This window comes from Prevotella sp. khp1 (assembly GCF_900102205.1).
Taxonomy (GTDB): domain Bacteria; phylum Bacteroidota; class Bacteroidia; order Bacteroidales; family Bacteroidaceae; genus Prevotella; species Prevotella ruminicola.
On record NZ_FNJZ01000001.1, the window covers coordinates 1,265,426 to 1,281,469 of the forward strand.

At 49.4% G+C, this 16,044-nt stretch carries 15 protein-coding genes; 2 read left to right on the forward strand and 13 right to left on the reverse strand.

From position 1 onward, the window contains the following. The first annotated feature begins 1 nt into the window (after window position 1). Window positions 2–1,153, forward strand: a complete 1,152-nt coding sequence (locus tag BLR73_RS05285; protein WP_091859679.1) for a PSP1 domain-containing protein — start codon at window positions 2–4, stop codon at window positions 1,151–1,153. Next, window positions 1,143–1,607 carry a gliding motility lipoprotein GldH gene (locus BLR73_RS05290; protein ID WP_074683629.1) on the forward strand — a complete coding sequence of 155 codons (465 nt, stop codon included), beginning with the start codon at window positions 1,143–1,145 and terminating at the stop codon, window positions 1,605–1,607. Before BLR73_RS05285 ends, BLR73_RS05290 begins: the two co-directional genes overlap by 11 nt. Here the strand turns inward: BLR73_RS05290 and rodA are convergent. The 13 genes from rodA to BLR73_RS05355 all read right to left on the reverse strand — a co-directional run bounded on the left by rodA (window position 1,593) and on the right by BLR73_RS05355 (window position 16,043). Continuing rightward, a complete protein-coding gene (rodA, locus tag BLR73_RS05295; protein WP_013063040.1) occupies window positions 1,593–3,068 on the reverse strand; it encodes a rod shape-determining protein RodA in 1,476 nt (491 codons plus the stop codon). The two genes, BLR73_RS05290 and rodA, sit on opposite strands and share 15 nt — an antisense overlap. Further along, window positions 3,049–4,908, reverse strand: a complete 1,860-nt coding sequence (gene mrdA / locus BLR73_RS05300; RefSeq protein ID WP_091859682.1) for a penicillin-binding protein 2 — start codon at window positions 4,906–4,908, stop codon at window positions 3,049–3,051. The genes rodA and mrdA overlap by 20 nt, the downstream gene beginning before the upstream one ends. Further along, window positions 4,905–5,405 carry a rod shape-determining protein MreD gene (mreD, locus tag BLR73_RS05305; RefSeq protein ID WP_073043801.1) on the reverse strand — a complete coding sequence of 167 codons (501 nt, stop codon included), beginning with the start codon at window positions 5,403–5,405 and terminating at the stop codon, window positions 4,905–4,907. Before mreD ends, mrdA begins: the two co-directional genes overlap by 4 nt. 4 nt (window positions 5,406–5,409) lie before the next feature. Further along, a complete protein-coding gene (mreC, locus tag BLR73_RS05310) occupies window positions 5,410–6,279 on the reverse strand; it encodes a rod shape-determining protein MreC (protein WP_013064278.1) in 870 nt (289 codons plus the stop codon). 21 nt (window positions 6,280–6,300) lie between these two features. Then, window positions 6,301–7,323 carry a rod shape-determining protein gene (locus BLR73_RS05315; RefSeq protein ID WP_013064665.1) on the reverse strand — a complete coding sequence of 341 codons (1,023 nt, stop codon included), beginning with the start codon at window positions 7,321–7,323 and terminating at the stop codon, window positions 6,301–6,303. A gap of 61 nt (window positions 7,324–7,384) precedes the next feature. Beyond that, window positions 7,385–7,987 carry an IMP cyclohydrolase gene (locus tag BLR73_RS05320; protein WP_013065513.1) on the reverse strand — a complete coding sequence of 201 codons (603 nt, stop codon included), beginning with the start codon at window positions 7,985–7,987 and terminating at the stop codon, window positions 7,385–7,387. A 123-nt stretch (window positions 7,988–8,110) separates the two neighbouring features. Continuing rightward, entirely contained in the window at window positions 8,111–8,629 is a 519-nt protein-coding gene (locus BLR73_RS05325) for a hypothetical protein (RefSeq protein ID WP_143010885.1), read from the reverse strand. A gap of 29 nt (window positions 8,630–8,658) precedes the next feature. Beyond that, a complete protein-coding gene (gene asnA / locus BLR73_RS05330; RefSeq protein ID WP_033149761.1) occupies window positions 8,659–9,696 on the reverse strand; it encodes an aspartate--ammonia ligase in 1,038 nt (345 codons plus the stop codon). Window positions 9,697–10,193: 497 nt separating this feature from the next. Further along, window positions 10,194–11,621 carry an NADH-quinone oxidoreductase subunit N gene (locus BLR73_RS05335; RefSeq protein ID WP_091859691.1) on the reverse strand — a complete coding sequence of 476 codons (1,428 nt, stop codon included), beginning with the start codon at window positions 11,619–11,621 and terminating at the stop codon, window positions 10,194–10,196. Window positions 11,622–11,638: 17 nt separating this feature from the next. After that, window positions 11,639–13,159, reverse strand: a complete 1,521-nt coding sequence (locus tag BLR73_RS05340) for a complex I subunit 4 family protein (RefSeq protein ID WP_028911754.1) — start codon at window positions 13,157–13,159, stop codon at window positions 11,639–11,641. A 4-nt stretch (window positions 13,160–13,163) separates the two neighbouring features. Further along, complete coding sequence (nuoL, locus tag BLR73_RS05345) at window positions 13,164–15,152, reverse strand: NADH-quinone oxidoreductase subunit L (RefSeq protein WP_013063411.1); 1,989 nt, start codon at window positions 15,150–15,152, stop codon at window positions 13,164–13,166. Between the two features lie 70 nt (window positions 15,153–15,222). Next, window positions 15,223–15,531 (reverse strand): NADH-quinone oxidoreductase subunit NuoK, encoded by a 309-nt coding sequence (gene nuoK, locus BLR73_RS05350; protein WP_013065623.1) that lies wholly within the window; start codon window positions 15,529–15,531, stop codon window positions 15,223–15,225. Then, the gene (locus BLR73_RS05355; protein WP_013065044.1) at window positions 15,528–16,043 is read right to left on the reverse strand and encodes an NADH-quinone oxidoreductase subunit J family protein; all 516 of its coding nucleotides are present in this window, start codon (window positions 16,041–16,043) and stop codon (window positions 15,528–15,530) included. The genes nuoK and BLR73_RS05355 overlap by 4 nt, the downstream gene beginning before the upstream one ends. Window position 16,044 lies beyond the last annotated feature (1 nt).

The window sequence follows — 16,044 nt, forward strand, 5'->3', positions numbered from 1 at the left end:
TATGGAAAAATCTAAAGAACATATCGTACACGTAGGTTGCGACCGCGGTTTGTGCCACCAGGCAGTGGGACGCCAGGACAAGCAGCTTAACACTTACGACTGGTTGGCCGATGTGCCTGGTAACCCCTACACCACTGATTTGGTAGAGGTACAGTTCAAGCACACCCGCAAAGGCTACTACCACAACGTAAATAATCTGGACCTGAAGAAAGGCGACATCGTAGCCGTAGAGGCCAGTCCTGGTCACGACATTGGTGTGGTTACCCTCACAGGCCGCCTGGTAAAACTGCAGCTCAAGAAGGTGAACATCAAGTCGCCCGATGATATCAAACGTATCTATCGCATAGCCCGCGAGAACGACATCCAGAAATGGCGTGAGGCGCAGGCTCGCGAGTACTCTACCATGATCGAGAGTCGTAAGATAGCCAAGGGCTTGGGTCTCGACATGAAGATTGGCGACGTGGAGTACCAGGGTGATGGCAACAAGGCCATCTTCTACTATATCGCTGATGAGCGTGTGGATTTCCGTCAGCTCATTAAGGACCTGGCAGTAGCCTTCCACGTACGTATCGAGATGAAGCAGATTGGTGCGCGCCAGGAGGCTGGACGTATTGGCGGAACAGGCCCTTGCGGACGTGAGCTCTGCTGTGCCACCTGGATGAAGAACTTCTCGAGTGTGAGCACCAATGCCGCCCGTTTCCAGGACATCTCGCTCAACCCACAGAAGCTGGCAGGTATGTGTGCCAAGCTGAAGTGCTGTCTGAACTACGAGGTGGATGATTACGTAGAGGCAGGCAAGCATCTGCCTGGCAAGGATATCATCCTGCAGACCCAGGATGGCGACTACCACTTGTTTAAGAACGATATCCTGGCCGGTCTTTGCACCTACAGCACCGATAAGAACATCGCTGCCAACTGCGAAACCATTACCGCCGAGCGTGCCAAGACCATCATCGAGATGAACAAGCGTGGCGAGAAGCCCGTATCGCTCACCCACGACGAGGGTAAGAAGGCAGAGCCTAAGCCACATATCGACCTGGCAGGTGGTGATATCAGTCGTTTCGACAAGGCCAAGAAGAAGAAAAAGAAGAAGAACAAGCCCAACAACAACCGACAGCCTAACGATAAAAAGGAGGCCAAGGATGCAAAATAAGGCAATCACACTGATACTGGCGATGGCAGGCTTCCTCATGATGGCAGCCTGCGATCGTTCGGTGGTGTACAATCACTACGAGCATGTGGATAACGAGGGATGGGAGCGCACTGATACCATGCACTTCTACGTACCTCCTATCAAACAGACTGGCACCTATCACCAGCAGCTCATGCTGCGCACCAACAACCAACTGCCCTTCTTAGGCATCAGCGTGATTGTTGAGCAGGATATCTACCCTGTAGGTCGCAAGCTGCGTAAGCGTATCGATTGTAAGCTGGTAGAACAGAATGGCCACGTGATGGGCAGCGGCATCAGCTGTTATCAATATACGTTTGATGTCGATAGTCTGCAGCTTAACGAGGGCGACTCGCTGCACATGTACGTGATGCATTACATGAAACAAGAGAACATGAAAGGCATCAGCGATGTAGGAATCTTAATTTCTCAGTAGATTTCTTCCTGCGTCAATACGTAGGAAGATAAACAGCAGCAGGGTGAAGCCCCACAGCGACGAGCCACCATAGCTGAAGAATGGCAATGGGATACCGATAACCGGCGTAAGTCCTAATACCATGCCCACATTGATAAACACATGGAACAGGAAGATACTCACCACACAATAGCCATACACACGTCCGAACCTGTGTACCTGACGTTCGGCCAGGTGTATTAGGCGCCATATCAGCGCCAGGAACAGCAGCAGTACGCCTGCTGAGCCCACAAAGCCCTCTTCCTCGCCTACAGTACAGAAGATAAAGTCGGTATCCTGTTCAGGCACGTATTTCAGTTTGGTTTGTGTACCATTCAAAAAGCCTTTTCCTTGCAGTCCACCCGAACCGATGGCAATCTCACTCTGGTGTACGTTATATCCCGCACCCTTCAGGTCCTCCTCCAGTCCCAACAGCACGTTAATACGCACACGCTGGTGGGGTTCCAGCACATGGTTCAGCGCATAGTCAGCCACGTTATAGAACATCAGCGAGCCTACTGCAAAGGCTGTAATCCAAAGATAGTTACGCAGGCGTGTAGCCAGGAATCGGTATAGCAGATAACCTATCAGCACCGCACACAGTGCCATCTCTACGTAATTCAGGTCAAAGGGGATAATCAGCAGACTGAAGACGAGTGCCACCAGGGTAGCGCCCAGTCCTATCAGCGCCATGCGTATGGTGTCGCGCTTATCGTTGCAGTACACATACACCAGTCCGATTGAGAACAGCTGCACCATCAGCAGCACAGCAAATTTTCCCACCGATGTTGGCGTATATACCATCATGGTATCTGCATAGCGTATGCCCACCACAAAGTACACCACCATGGCCACACCTGTAAACAGGATACTGCCAGGCATACCCTCGCGATACAGCATCAGGAAGAACGACAGATATACCAGTGCCGAACCTGTCTCACGCTGCAGCACGATAAACAGCATAGGCACAAAGATCACACCCAGCACCAGGGCAAAGTCCTTCCATTTGGCTATAGTAAAACCATAGGTATTCATCAGTTTCGCCAAAGCCAAGGCCGTAGCAAACTTAGCAAACTCAGCTGGTTGCAGTCGTATGGGTCCCAACACCAGCCACGATCGGGAACCCTTGATACTATGCGGATTAAAGATGGTTCCGAATAGCAGTAGTAGCATGATGCCGAATATAATATAGGCAAACATATCCAGATAGCGGTCGTCGAGCATCAGGATGACGAAGCCCAACACAATCGAGGTACCAATCCACACAATCTGCATACCCGAGCGGGTATCCAGACTAAACAGGTCGGTCTCGCCATAGCTGTAGCTGGCACCACACACACTCACCCATCCAAAGGTCAGCAGGGCGATGTAAATGATAATCGTCCAGTAATCGAGTGAGCGAATCACTCCTTTTTCTTTTCTGTTACCTATCGCCTGCGCCATATGCTATTCTGCGTTCCTGAATACTCTTGGCCTTAGCAATGCTGGCCTCCGAGAGTTTACCTTTTAAATATTTCTCCATAATCAAACCGCCGATGGGCACACCGTAAGTGGCACCCCATCCACCGTTCTCAACATACACGGCTACAGCGATTTTCGGGTTCTCCATGGGTGCAAACCCCATAAATACCGAGTGGTCGTGTCCGCGGTTCTGGGCAGTACCCGTTTTACCGCAGGCATTAAAATCGTATTTGCCTAACTCCTTACACGTACCGCCTAATACTGATGAACGCATACCCTGCACCACATAGTCGTAGGCCTCTTTGCTGGCCTTGGTATAATGCTTGCGGGTGTAAAGCGTATCAAGTGGCTGTCCCTGCACGTTCTTTACCACATGGGGCACCAGATAATAGCCACGATTGGCGATGGTAGCACCCAGGTTGGCAATCTGCAGCGGTGTGGCATTCACCTCACCCTGACCAATGGCGATAGAGATGATGGTGAGTCCGTTCCACGAGCCCTTGTAGGCCTTATCATAGAACATGGCATTAGGTATCAGTCCACGTTTCTCACCAGGCAGGTCGATACCCAGACGATAACCGAATCCCATCGATACCATATAGTCGCGCCAGGTGTTCATAGCGTTCTGTACCGAGCCATATTTGCTCACATTGGTATTAATCATGTGATACAGTCCCCAGCAGAAGTAACCGTTACACGATGTACTCAGGGCAGGTACCAAAGGCAGTGGTGCCGCATGTCCGTGACAGCCCACGTGCAGGCCTTTGAAGTTAAATCCATGCGAACAGGGGTACATGGTGTGCGAGTTGATGATACCCTCGGTCATAAACGTCAGTCCCTGGGTGGTCTTGAAGGTTGAGCCTGGTGGATACTGTCCCATGATGGCACGGTTCAACAGTGGTTTCCACACATCCTGCGACAGGGCACGATGGTTCTTACTGCGCAGTCGTCCTACCATCTGTCGCGGGTCGTACGTAGGCGATGATACCATACACAGCACCTCACCAGTAGCAGGTTCGATGGCCACGATAGCACCAATCTTACCCTCCATCAGGCGCTCGCCTAAGGCCTGCAGCTCAGCATCAATACCCAGCGTCAGGTTCTTACCAGGGATGGCACGCTGGTCGAGTGCACCATTCTGATAACGTCCCTGGATACGTCCATGGGCATCGCGCAACAATATCTGTATACCTTTCTGTCCACGTAGTTCTTTCTCGTACGAACGCTCTATACCCAACTTGCCGATATAGTCGCCAGGCTGGTAGTACTCATCCTCCTCGATATCGCCAGGCGACACCTCGGCCACATCACCCAACACGTGCGCACCCATATTATAGGTATATTGGCGCACACTGCGCTTCTGAATATAAAAACCAGGGAAACGGTACATCTTCTCCTGGAACACACTAAAGTCCTTATCGCTCAGCTGACTCATAAACAGCTGCTCGGTAAAGCGCGAATAACCAGGATTCTTACTGCGGTCTTTAATGGTGGCCATGCGACGGTCGAACTCCTCCTTGGTAATACCCAAGGCTGTACAGAAGTCGAGGGTGTCCAAACGGTCCTTCATCTCGTTCATCACCACCATGATATCGTACGATGGCTGGTTATACACCAGCAGCTTACCCTTGCGATCCAAGATGGCACCTCGCGAAGGGTATTCTATTTTTTTCAGGAAAGCGTTCGAGTCGGCACTCTTCTTGTAGTCATCACTTGTAATCTGGAGCATAAACAAACGGATGATGTAGATGAACACAATCAGTGCGGCCACCCCAGCAATCACGTATTTACGGTATTCCAGATCAAAGTCTTTCTGCTTCACCGGCTTCTAACACTTTCTACGGCCAGTATCAGTACCATCGTAAGCACAAAGCTGATGACCGATCGGGCCAACCATAACAGCACATCAAAAAAGTTAAACGCCTCGAGTGCGAAGAACACCAGACAGTACAGCAGTGTCAGCAGGGCGCTTAACGTTACAAACTTAGTGGGCCCCAGCACTTTGGACGATGCCTCCAGGTCTTCGGCCGAGTCGCGTGGTGCAACCAGTTCAATCAGGTATGTCTGTGCCAGTGCCACCAGTGTCATTGTGCTGGCAGCCAATCCTGGCGTATTCGAGAACACATCAATAAGCAGTCCTAACAGGAAGCACGATACCAGTACCAACCACTTGGGGAAGTTACGACGGAAGGTGATGGCAAAGTACACATACAGCAGCGGTGTGCCCACGCCTAACAGGTGTACATGGTTCAGGATGAGTACCTGAGCCACAAACAGGGCCACAAACATCACCAGTCGGTTTATCAATTCAATCTTCATAGTGCTACTGTCGCTGTTTAAAACTGATTGAGTCGCGGGCAGCCTGCATCAGTGCAGCACGCTCGGCTATACTCTTATCACTGATTACCACCACATCGCGCAGGTTACCAAAGTCGGTACTCAGGCGTACCTTCAGCTTGTAACTCAAACCATCGCTCGAGTTATAAACCTGTTCAATCTTACCTACCTGCACACCCGATGGGAAGATACTCGAGAAGCCGCTGGTTACCATCCACTCACCCAAGTTAAACTTGGCGTGGCGTGGCACATCCTCCACATAAGCCACCGATGGGTCGCCACCATACCAGTGCAGATAGCCAAAGTAGCCACGGTTACGAATGCTACAGCTGATACGCGACGAGGCAGCGTTCAAGGCCGAGATAACCACCGAATAGTGGTCGCTCACCAAGTAAACCACACCTACCACGCCATTACCGCATGCCACACCCATATCGGGCTCTACACCATCCTTACGTCCTTTATCGATGGTAATCAGGTTCTCAGCCTTGTGTATGGAGTTCTCAACCACCTTGGCGGGTATCAGCTGGTAATTACTCAGGAAAGCCAGCTCCTCGCGCTCAGCGGCAGTCGTGTCCTTGGTGGCCTCGGCATACAGGCGTCGCAACTGGTCAAGCTGTCGCTCCTGATAGATGTTACGCAGGGTCAGCTGTTCGTTCAGCTCGGCCATGGCCATATAGCTGGTCAGCTTACTCTCCATCTCGTACACCTTGCCTGCCACGGCATTGGCACTTGTAAACCACACACTATTCTGATAACTGTTGTACTTAAACAACAGAACAACACTGACTACTTCGAGTAATACGAAAACTAGCCAGTGATGATACTTGTATAGGAAATCCAGCAGATTGCGCATCGGCCCAAACTACCTTATTGATTATCGCATCAAGAAATTAAATCTATCGATATTCTTCAGTGCAATGCCGGCACCCTTAGCAACACTGTGCAAGGGATCCTCGGGCACGTGGAATGGGATATGCATCTTGTCGGTCAAACGACGGTCCAAGCCACGCAGCAAGGCGCCACCACCTGAGAGATAGATACCATTCTTCACGATATCGGCATACAGCTCTGGGGGTGTATTCTCGAGTGCTGAGAGTACAGCGTTCTCGATCTTGGCCACAGTCTTATCCAGACAGTGAGCAATCTCCTGATAGCATACAGGCACCTCCATAGGCAGGGCTGTAATACGGTTTGGTCCGTGAACGATAAAGTCCTCAGGAGCCTCGTCACCCAGGTCGGTCAGAGCCGAACCTACGTTAATCTTAATACGCTCAGCCATACGCTCTGAAACCTTCACATTGTGCTGACGGTACATATACTCCTGGATATCAGCTGTCAGGTCGTCACCAGCAGTACGGATCGAGTTGTTAGATACGATACCACCCAGTGAGATCACAGCAATCTCGGTAGAACCACCACCGATATCAACAATCATGTTACCCTCTGGTGCCTCTACATCAATACCAATACCGATAGCAGCAGCCATAGGCTCAAAAATCAGGTAAACATCGCGTCCGTCAGCATGCTCAGCTGAGTCGCGTACAGCACGCAGCTCAACCTCAGTAGAACCTGAAGGAACGCCAATCACCATACGCAGTGAAGGCGAGAACAGGCGACTACCTGTGTGTACCATCTTAATCAGTCCACGCATCATCTGCTCGCAAGCCGAGAAGTCGGCAATCACACCATCGCGCAGTGGACGGATAGTACGTATATTCTCATGAGTCTTCTCATACATCATCTTCGCCTCGTTACCTACAGCAATCATCTTGTCGGTACGGCGATCCAAAGCCACAACCGAAGGCTCATCTACCACAATCTTATCATCGCTGATAATGATGGTGTTGGCAGTGCCAAGGTCCATGGCAATTTCCTGTACGAAACTAAAAAATCCCATATATTAATTATTAATTATCTAATCGTTTCTTTAGTACGCTTGCCTAAGCAAGAATTATCAATTATTTTGCTGTTTTCTCAAACCAAGCGTTGATAGCAGTATCGTAGTGGCTGCTTACGCCAAAGGCGCGAGTAGCAAACATACGGCGATCCTCAATATCAGTCTGTGCACCCTTCTTGTTCAGGATGTCGAGCAACACGCTGTACTCAGCCTTGCTGGGCACGATAACCACATCCTTAAAGTTTTTGGCTCCAGCACGGATCAGTGAAATACCACCGATGTCAATCTTCTCAATGATATCAGCCTCGCTGGCACCGCTGGCCACAGTCTGCTCAAATGGGTAGAGGTCAACAATCACCAGGTCAATCTCAGGAATCTCGTACTTCTTCATCTGCTCCTGATCGCCCTCATTGTCGCGACGTCCCAGAATACCTCCAAACACCTTTGGATGCAGAGTCTTTACACGTCCACCCAGGATTGATGGGTAAGTGGTAACATCCTCGACCTTCTGACACTCATAACCAAGTGATTCGATAAACTGCTGTGTTCCACCAGTCGACAGGAACTTTACGCCCTCGGCGTTCAACTTCTTCAAAAGCTCATCCAGTCCGTCCTTGTGGAAAACAGACACCAATGCGGTCTTAATCTTCTTAATTTCAGCCATTTTTTATCCTTATAACGTTATAAATATAAATTTTGGGTGCAAAGGTACAAAAAGAAAACGGATTAACCTCAATTTCTCGGCGAAATTTTCAGATTAATCCGTGTTAAAAATATGATAGGTCAATTATTTCAGCGTAAAATTGCGCACCCACTCCTTCATGGGCTCTACAGCTTCGCTGTGTTCGGGCTTGTATCTCAGCATCACGGTTACCAGACGTATGGTGCCATCTTCAAGCACCTTACCATAGTAATCCCATTCTTCGTCCGAGCCCTCCTGTATGCTGTAGTCATCCCCTACCTCAACCAGGTCGGCCCCCATGGCCAACATCAGCTGACTGGCAGGTCGATGATTGCCTGTGAGCGAGTCAACCATTACCGATATACTCATCTCGTCGGCCATCAGCACCTCTTGGTTAGGCTCCTCGGGCAGATCCTGCAGGTATAGGAACGAGGGGTAGTTAATATCGAGACCTAGTTTCTCGCTGTGATATTTCAGCAGATCCCACTGTCCCATGCGTATGGTCAAACTGTCGCTGCTGGTCAGCTCTGTACCGCCATAAGCCCTAGGCTGCCGCTGTCCGCCACAAGCACACAGCATGCCCGCCATCAAGCCAGCTATCACCCAACACCTAACACCCTTCATCAACATTAATGTTTAATGTTTAATGTACATCAAATAAGGTTCATGCCCAGTGCCTTGCACTGCTTGCGCATCTCCTCAGGCCAGATACTTGCCTGAATCTCACCAATATGGCCCTTATGCAGCAACACCATACACAGACGACTCTGTCCGATACCACCACCAATACTCAGTGGCAGCTTGTCGTTCAACAGCTGCTGGTGGAAGTAAAGCTGCTCGCGCTCCTCCTTGCCTTCCAGCTTCAACTGGCGCAGCAGACTCTCCTTATCTACACGGATACCCATGCTCGACAGCTCAAAGCTTCTACCCAGCACAGGGTACCAGATCAGGATATCACCATTCAGTCCGGCACGTCCATCCTCAGCAATGGTGCTCCAGTCGTCATAGTCTGGTGCACGTCCGTCGTGCTTCTTACCATCACTCAGTTTACCGCCGATACCAATCACAAATACAGCACCGTACTTCTCGCAGATAGCGTCCTCACGCTCCTTGGGCGTCTTACCAGGATACATCTCCACCAGCTCCTCTGCATGCACAAAGTGTATCTTCTCAGGCAGGAATGGCTTAATCTGTGGATAGGTCTCACAAGTCAGATACTCTGTACGGCGGATAGCAGCGTAGATACGCTCCACGATATTCTTCAGGAATGCCAGCGTGCGATCCTCCTTACGGATTACAGCCTCCCAGTCCCACTGGTCCACGTACAGCGAGTGCAGGTTGTCCAGCTCCTCATCAGCACGGATAGCGTTCATATCGGTATAGATACCATAGCCAGGCTCAATCTTGTACTCAGCCAAGCTCAAGCGCTTCCATTTAGCCAGCGAGTGTACCACCTCGGCCTTGGCATCACCCAGATCCTTAATGGGGAAGCTCACAGGGCGCTCCACACCATTCAGGTCGTCGTTAATACCCAATCCTTTCAGCACAAACAGTGGTGCTGTTACACGTCTCAATCTCAGTTCTGTCGACAGGTTCTGCTGAAAGAACTCTTTTATCAGTTTAATACCCTGTTCCGTCTGCTTCATATCCAGCAGCGGTTCGTACATCACGGGTTTAATTACTTGTCCCATTTTAATCGTTTATGATAATTTTGCGTGCAAAGGTACACATTTTTATCAAATATGCAAGCAAAATTGAGATTATTTTTGCAAAATGACACAAATACATTGATTATTACTATCTATTTGACACCTGATACCAAAACAAATAAAGAAGCACAAAAGGGCGCGCGCCTCACGGCGCACGCCCCTTCAGATATCAAAAAATTAATGGACTGATAGATCTTTATAGAAGATAAACTTCCTACTTTTTTGCTTTTTTTCTACTATACTTTGATTAATACTAAACACCCAATCTATTTTCACGTGCAAAGGTAAGCATAAAACCGCAACTTAAAGACGAGTTTCCCGGAAATTTACATATTTTAAAAGATTTATTGACCAATATCATTAAATCGACACAATCACCACTTTTATCGTTTAAAATATTTTAAATCTACCTATAAAAAAATCCCAACCACCCGAAAGGGCAGTTGGGACCAACATATTTAACAACTAAGAACTGATGCTTAGATACCAGCGGCAGCAATCCACTCGTAAACGCAGCTTGCTACGCCGAACAGAGCGATACCTGCAGTGCAGATGCCAAGAGCCAGCTTAGTGGCCTCGTCGCTCTGGAATGTAGGCAGAGGATTCTCTGTCTTAGTGATGTACATAGCCTTCACAATGAGCAGATAGTAGTAAAGTGATACTACGGTGTTAACCAAGGCGATGAACACCACGCCATAGGCCATAGGCTCGCCATTCTGCACACCTGCCATGAACACAAAGAACTTAGAGAACATACCAGCAAATGGAGGAATACCAGCCAACGAGAACAGAGCCAGCGTCATGAGGAAGCTCAGCTTGGGGTTGGTCTGATAGAATCCGTTGTAGGCAGCCATATCTGTGCGACCGTTATTATTCTGCTCAACCACGTTAATCACAGTGAATACAGCCATGTTAGCTACGATGTAAACCAGCACATAGTAAGTCAGTGCAGCCACACCCAGCTGACCATTGCCAACCACTGCCAGCATGATATAACCGGCCTGTGAGATAGAACTGAAGGCCATGAAGCGCTTCAACTCGTTCTGACGGATGGCAAACAGGTTAGCCACGGTGATTGAGAGTACAATCACGATATACAGCATGTAGTCCCAGTACTCAACCATAGGCGCGAATGCCTTCATCAGGATGGTGCACAGTGTGATAGCGGCAGCACCCTTAGAGATTACGCTCAGGTAACCGGTAACAGGTGTAGGCGCACCCTGATAGGTATCGGCAGTCCAGAAGTGGAAAGGTACCAACGAAATCTTGAAGCCCAGACCACTGAAGAAGAATACCAGACCCATGATGCACAAGGGCGAGTTAGATACTGCAGCACAAACATCATCGAAGTACAGGGTACCTGTAGCAGCGTAGATGAACGAGATACCGAACAGCATCACACCACTCGAGAAAGTAGCTACCAGGATATACTTGGCTGCACCCTCGGCACTCTCCTTACGATGGCGATCGAAAGCCACCATACAAGCCAGGGGCACTGAAGCCATCTCCAAGCCCAGGAAGAACAGCAGGAACGAGCCAGCCGACATCATCATGAACATACCCAGCAGGGTACTCAGAATGAGCATATAGAACTCACCAGCGATACGCTGGCGTGTAGCAGCCCACGAATTCGACATGATAACCACAATCAGCGTACCGAAGGCCAGGATGGCTTTCATCACGTTGATAGCAGCCGATGTCACATAGATACCACCGAAAGCAGTGGTAGGTTCATTGTGAATCAGGCAGCTGGAGATAGTAGACATCAGCATAAAACTGGTGAGCATCCACAACAATTTTTTACTATCAGCGTTACGATGCGCGAAGAAGTCGGCAAAGAATACGATAATCAAGCCCAGTACCAATACAAACTCGGGCTGCATAAGCATAAAATCACTATAATTCATATCTTAGTCCTCCTTCTTTACATTACACCAATTGACTCCAGGATTGTACCTGCTGCAGGCGAAATCATATCGCTTACCCAGAATGGGAACGAACCCAGACCAGCTACGCAGAAAATCAGGCAGATAACAGCCACGCGCTCATCCCATGTAGCATCGGTGAGCTCCAGGAAGTGCTTGTTCTCAACCTCGCCATACAGAATCTTACCAACCACACGCAGGATGTAAACAGCTGTTACAACAATCGACATACAAGCGATGATGGTAGCCACCATGCGGAACGAGGCGTTGGGGTCGCCACTCAGTGGGTGTGCACCAAACGAACCTACAAAGATGGTCATCTCGGCAATGAATCCAGAGAAACCAGGCAATCCGAGGTTAGCCAAACCGGCAATCACATAACCTACAGCCAGGAAAGGCATAATCTTCATCAGTCCAGCCAGCTCGCGGATGTCACGGGTATGAGTACGACCGTAAATCATACCGATGAGGGCGAAGAACAGGGCTGTCATCAGTCCGTGTGAGAGCATCTGCAGTACAGCACCTGTCACAGCAGTCTGACTCATCATCAGCAGAGCAAACAGTACCAGTCCACAGTGCGAAACCGAAGAGTAAGCATTGATATACTTCAGGTCGGTCTGTACACAGGCTGAGAGTGCACCGTAAACTACCGAGATAGTAGTGAGGATGAGGAAGATCCACGAGAGATCCTGAGCAGCCTCAGGGAGCAGGTACATAGCTACACGGAAGCAGCCGTAACCTCCCAGCTTCATCAGTACACCAGCGTGCAGCATTGATACGGCTGTAGGGGCCGAAGCATGACCATCGGGGCTCCATGTGTGGAATGGGAACAATGCACCCAGCACACCGAATCCAATGAAGATGAATGGGAAGAAGATGTTCTGGATGTGACCAGGAATGCAGTGGTTAGCTGCGATTGTGGTCAACTCAAAAGTGTAGTTGCCGCTGTAGATACCATTAAAGTAGTAGATACCCAGCAATCCAAGGATCAGCAGGGCCGAGCCTCCCATCAGCATCAGGGTCAGCTTCATGGCCGAGTACTCCTTGCGACCCGAACCCCATACACCAATCAGCAGGTACATTGGAATCAGAGCCACCTCGTAGAACATAAACATAGTAAACAAGTCGGTAGAGATAAAGAAGCCATACACACCTGTAGAAAGCAGGGTGAACCACAGGAAGTACTCCTTAGTGAGTGGCTTCAACTGCCATGAGGCAAAGGTACCGGTGAACACGATGATGCTCGAAAGCAACAGCATCACCACCGAGATACCGTCAACACCAACGCTGTAAGCGATATTCAAAGGCTTAAACCAAGGTGTGCTATAGGTAAGCAGCATCTCGGCTGTATTACCTGCTGCACGCTCCTGAATAAAGTAGATGGTTAACCAAACTGAGAGGGCCAACAAACACGAAGCTCCCGTTACCATCACACCACGCACCTGATTAACGTTCTTGGCCAACCAGAGACCAACCAGCATCAGGGCAGGAATTATTACGAAAATACTTAATATACTCATATCTTTAGATGCATAAAAGGATTAATGTAAGGGCCACACTACCCGTGATGAACCATACGGCATACTGGCGAACATCGCCACTCTGCCAGCTACGGATACTCTCACCAGCCTCGTTAGCACCCCATGCCAAGAAGTTAAAGGTGCCATCCACAACGTGACGGTCGAACCAGGCAATAGGTGTAGAAACCAGACGGAAGATGATGCGATGTGTCACATACTGCCAGATCTCGTCCTGATAGAAACGCTTGTAGGCTGCGCGATGCAGCTTGGGGAAGGTAGCATACAGGCGATCGGCAATAGGCTGCTGCTCACCCTTATAGATATAGGTGGCCAGGCAGATGCTCAGAATCGCAATCACAGTAGAGGTAGCAGCAATCTGCATGTTAAAGTGGATGGTGTAGTCAGTACCAGCAGCACTTACGAAGCTACCGAACGAACCACCCCACTCTGCAAATCCTGCAATCGTGGTGTAAACACCCACACCAACGGTAATCACTGTCAGCACAATCAAGGGGATTGTCATGGTCAGTGGTGCCTCGTGTGGTGTATGATGTGCATGAGCCTCCTTGTTCTCAGTACCCCAGAAGATACCGTAGTACAGGCGGAACATGTAGAAGGCTGTCATGGCAGCGATACCTGTCATAATCCAACCTACCACCGGACTGTACTCCATGCAGGCAGTGATAATCTCATCCTTTGAGCTGAAGCCCGAGAAGAAGGGGATACCAGCGATAGCCAGACACGAAATCAGGAAGGTGATATGTGTGATAGGCATGTACTTGCGCAAGCCACCCATCAGCGCCATCTCGTTGCTGTGTACAGCGTGGATGATACATCCTGCACCCAGGAACAGACAAGCCTTGAACATAGCGTGAGTAAACAGGTGGAACATACCAGCCATGTAACCCAGCTGAGCGTGGTTGTCGAGGATAGCACCATGATGTCCGGGCAGTGATACACCCAGAGCCACCATCATAAAGGCAATCTGCGAAATGGTCGAGAAGGCCAGCACACGCTTGATATCGCTCTGGGCACAAGCCACAGCAGCTGCATAGAAAGCGGTGATTACACCCACCCAAACCACAATGCTCATAGCCTGTGGGGCATACTCAATCCACAAGGGGAACATACGTGCAATCTGGAACACACCAGCTACAACCATGGTAGCAGCGTGAATCAGGGCAGATACAGGTGTAGGACCCTCCATGGCATCTGGCAGCCAGATGTGCAGTGGGAACATCGCACTCTTACCGGCACCACCGATAAACATCAGTACCAGTGCAGTAGGAATGATAAAGCCACCAGCAGCTACAGCCTTCGCCAGGTTACCCTCGATGAAAGGTGTAGTACCCTGGCCCATCACAATGTCGCCAGCAAAATTAAAGCTGAACGAATCCACGAAGTAACCGAATGTCAGGATACCTACCAGGAAGAACATATCGGCAAAACGAGTCACGATGAACGCCTTCTTTGAGGCAGCGATGGCAGGCTTCAAAGGATAGTAGAAGCCGATGAGCAGGTATGAGCTAACACCTACCAACTCCCAGAACATGTACATCTGGAAGATGTTGGTGGCCAGAACCAGACCCAGCATCGACATCGTAAACAGCGAGAGGAAAGCGTAGTAACGCTGGAATCCCTTCTCACCATGCATATAGCCGAATGAGTAGATATGGACCATCAGTGATACAGTCGAGATCACAATCAGCATCATCACGCTGATAGGATCCAACAGGATACCGAGGTCGAAATGCAGGTTACCCAGGGGCAACCAGGTAAAGTTATACGGAACAAAGGTCTGATACACGCCATTCACACGATCCAGTCCGAAGAAGTACTGGAAAGCGGTGATATAAGAGAGTATCGTAACCATTCCCAACGAGCAGGTACCGATCAGTCCGGCCACCTTATGCTGCATCTTCATGCCAGCCAGTCCAAGAACAATGAACGACAGCAGTGGCAGAAGCATGATAAAGATTGTATATCCAAACATAATGTTTATTGTTTAATCTTTTAACCGTTTCTTTAGTACGCTTGCCTAAGCAAGAATGTTTAATGTTAAACTATCGTTTCATATTCTGGATAGCCTCAACACTATCACTCTTGAACTTGCGATACACGTTGATGATAATAGCGATGGCAACTGCGCTCTCGGCAGCAGCTACACCAATCACGAAGAGTGTCATGAACATGCCCTCCATACCGTTTGGATAAAGCAAGCGGTTGATAGCGGCAAAGTTGATATCCACGGCGTTCAGCACCAGCTCAACCGAGATGAGCATGGCAATCAGGTTGCGACGTGTAGTGAAACCATATACACCGATAAAGAACAACAGGGCACTCAGTGCGAAATAACATTCTACTGGAATCATGCTTTATCCTCCTTTCTTGCTACAACCAAGCCACCGATGATACATGCCAGCAGGAATACTGAGATGAACTCGAAAGGCAGTACATACTGATATTTACCCGAACCAACGAGAGCAGTACCAATCTCCTTCATAGGTACCTCTACGCCAGCAATCTCCTGTGTATAGAAACCAGTCTTAAGCAGAATCAATCCTACTACCACCAGTCCGGCCAGGGCGGCCAGGGCGCCAGTAATCATCTTGCTACTCTTAACTCGCTCCTCCAAACCCTGAAGTGTGCGCTTGCTTACCAACTGGATGGCAAACACATAGATCATCGTAACGCCACCGGCATATACGCTAATCTGAGCGGCTCCAAGGAAGGTGTAATCCAGCAGGAAGTAGATACCTGCTACACCAAAGAGCACAAACAACATGAATGTTGCGGCTCGCATAATCTTCGTCGTGGTCACACACATCAGTGCCGAAGCAATGATGAATACCGCGAGAATGATAAACATAACTGTATTACCCATA

Bases quoted from the DNA above. Each gene is read 5' to 3' on its own strand.
- BLR73_RS05285 (WP_091859679.1), top strand. From the start codon at position 2: ATGGAAAAATCTAAAGAACATATCGTACACGTAGGTTGCGACCGCGGT.
- BLR73_RS05290 (WP_074683629.1), top strand. From the start codon at position 1,143: ATGCAAAATAAGGCAATCACACTGATACTGGCGATGGCAGGCTTCCTC.
- rodA (WP_013063040.1), bottom strand. From the start codon at position 3,068: ATGGCGCAGGCGATAGGTAACAGAAAAGAAAAAGGAGTGATTCGCTCA.
- mreD (WP_073043801.1), bottom strand. From the start codon at position 5,405: ATGAAGATTGAATTGATAAACCGACTGGTGATGTTTGTGGCCCTGTTT.
- mreC (WP_013064278.1), bottom strand. From the start codon at position 6,279: ATGCGCAATCTGCTGGATTTCCTATACAAGTATCATCACTGGCTAGTT.
- BLR73_RS05315 (WP_013064665.1), bottom strand. From the start codon at position 7,323: ATGGGATTTTTTAGTTTCGTACAGGAAATTGCCATGGACCTTGGCACT.
- BLR73_RS05320 (WP_013065513.1), bottom strand. From the start codon at position 7,987: ATGGCTGAAATTAAGAAGATTAAGACCGCATTGGTGTCTGTTTTCCAC.
- BLR73_RS05325 (WP_143010885.1), bottom strand. From the start codon at position 8,629: ATGAAGGGTGTTAGGTGTTGGGTGATAGCTGGCTTGATGGCGGGCATG.
- asnA (WP_033149761.1), bottom strand. From the start codon at position 9,696: ATGGGACAAGTAATTAAACCCGTGATGTACGAACCGCTGCTGGATATG.
- BLR73_RS05335 (WP_091859691.1), bottom strand. From the start codon at position 11,621: ATGAATTATAGTGATTTTATGCTTATGCAGCCCGAGTTTGTATTGGTA.
- BLR73_RS05340 (WP_028911754.1), bottom strand. From the start codon at position 13,159: ATGAGTATATTAAGTATTTTCGTAATAATTCCTGCCCTGATGCTGGTT.
- nuoL (WP_013063411.1), bottom strand. From the start codon at position 15,152: ATGTTTGGATATACAATCTTTATCATGCTTCTGCCACTGCTGTCGTTC.
- nuoK (WP_013065623.1), bottom strand. From the start codon at position 15,531: ATGATTCCAGTAGAATGTTATTTCGCACTGAGTGCCCTGTTGTTCTTT.
- BLR73_RS05355 (WP_013065044.1), bottom strand. From the start codon at position 16,043: ATGGGTAATACAGTTATGTTTATCATTCTCGCGGTATTCATCATTGCT.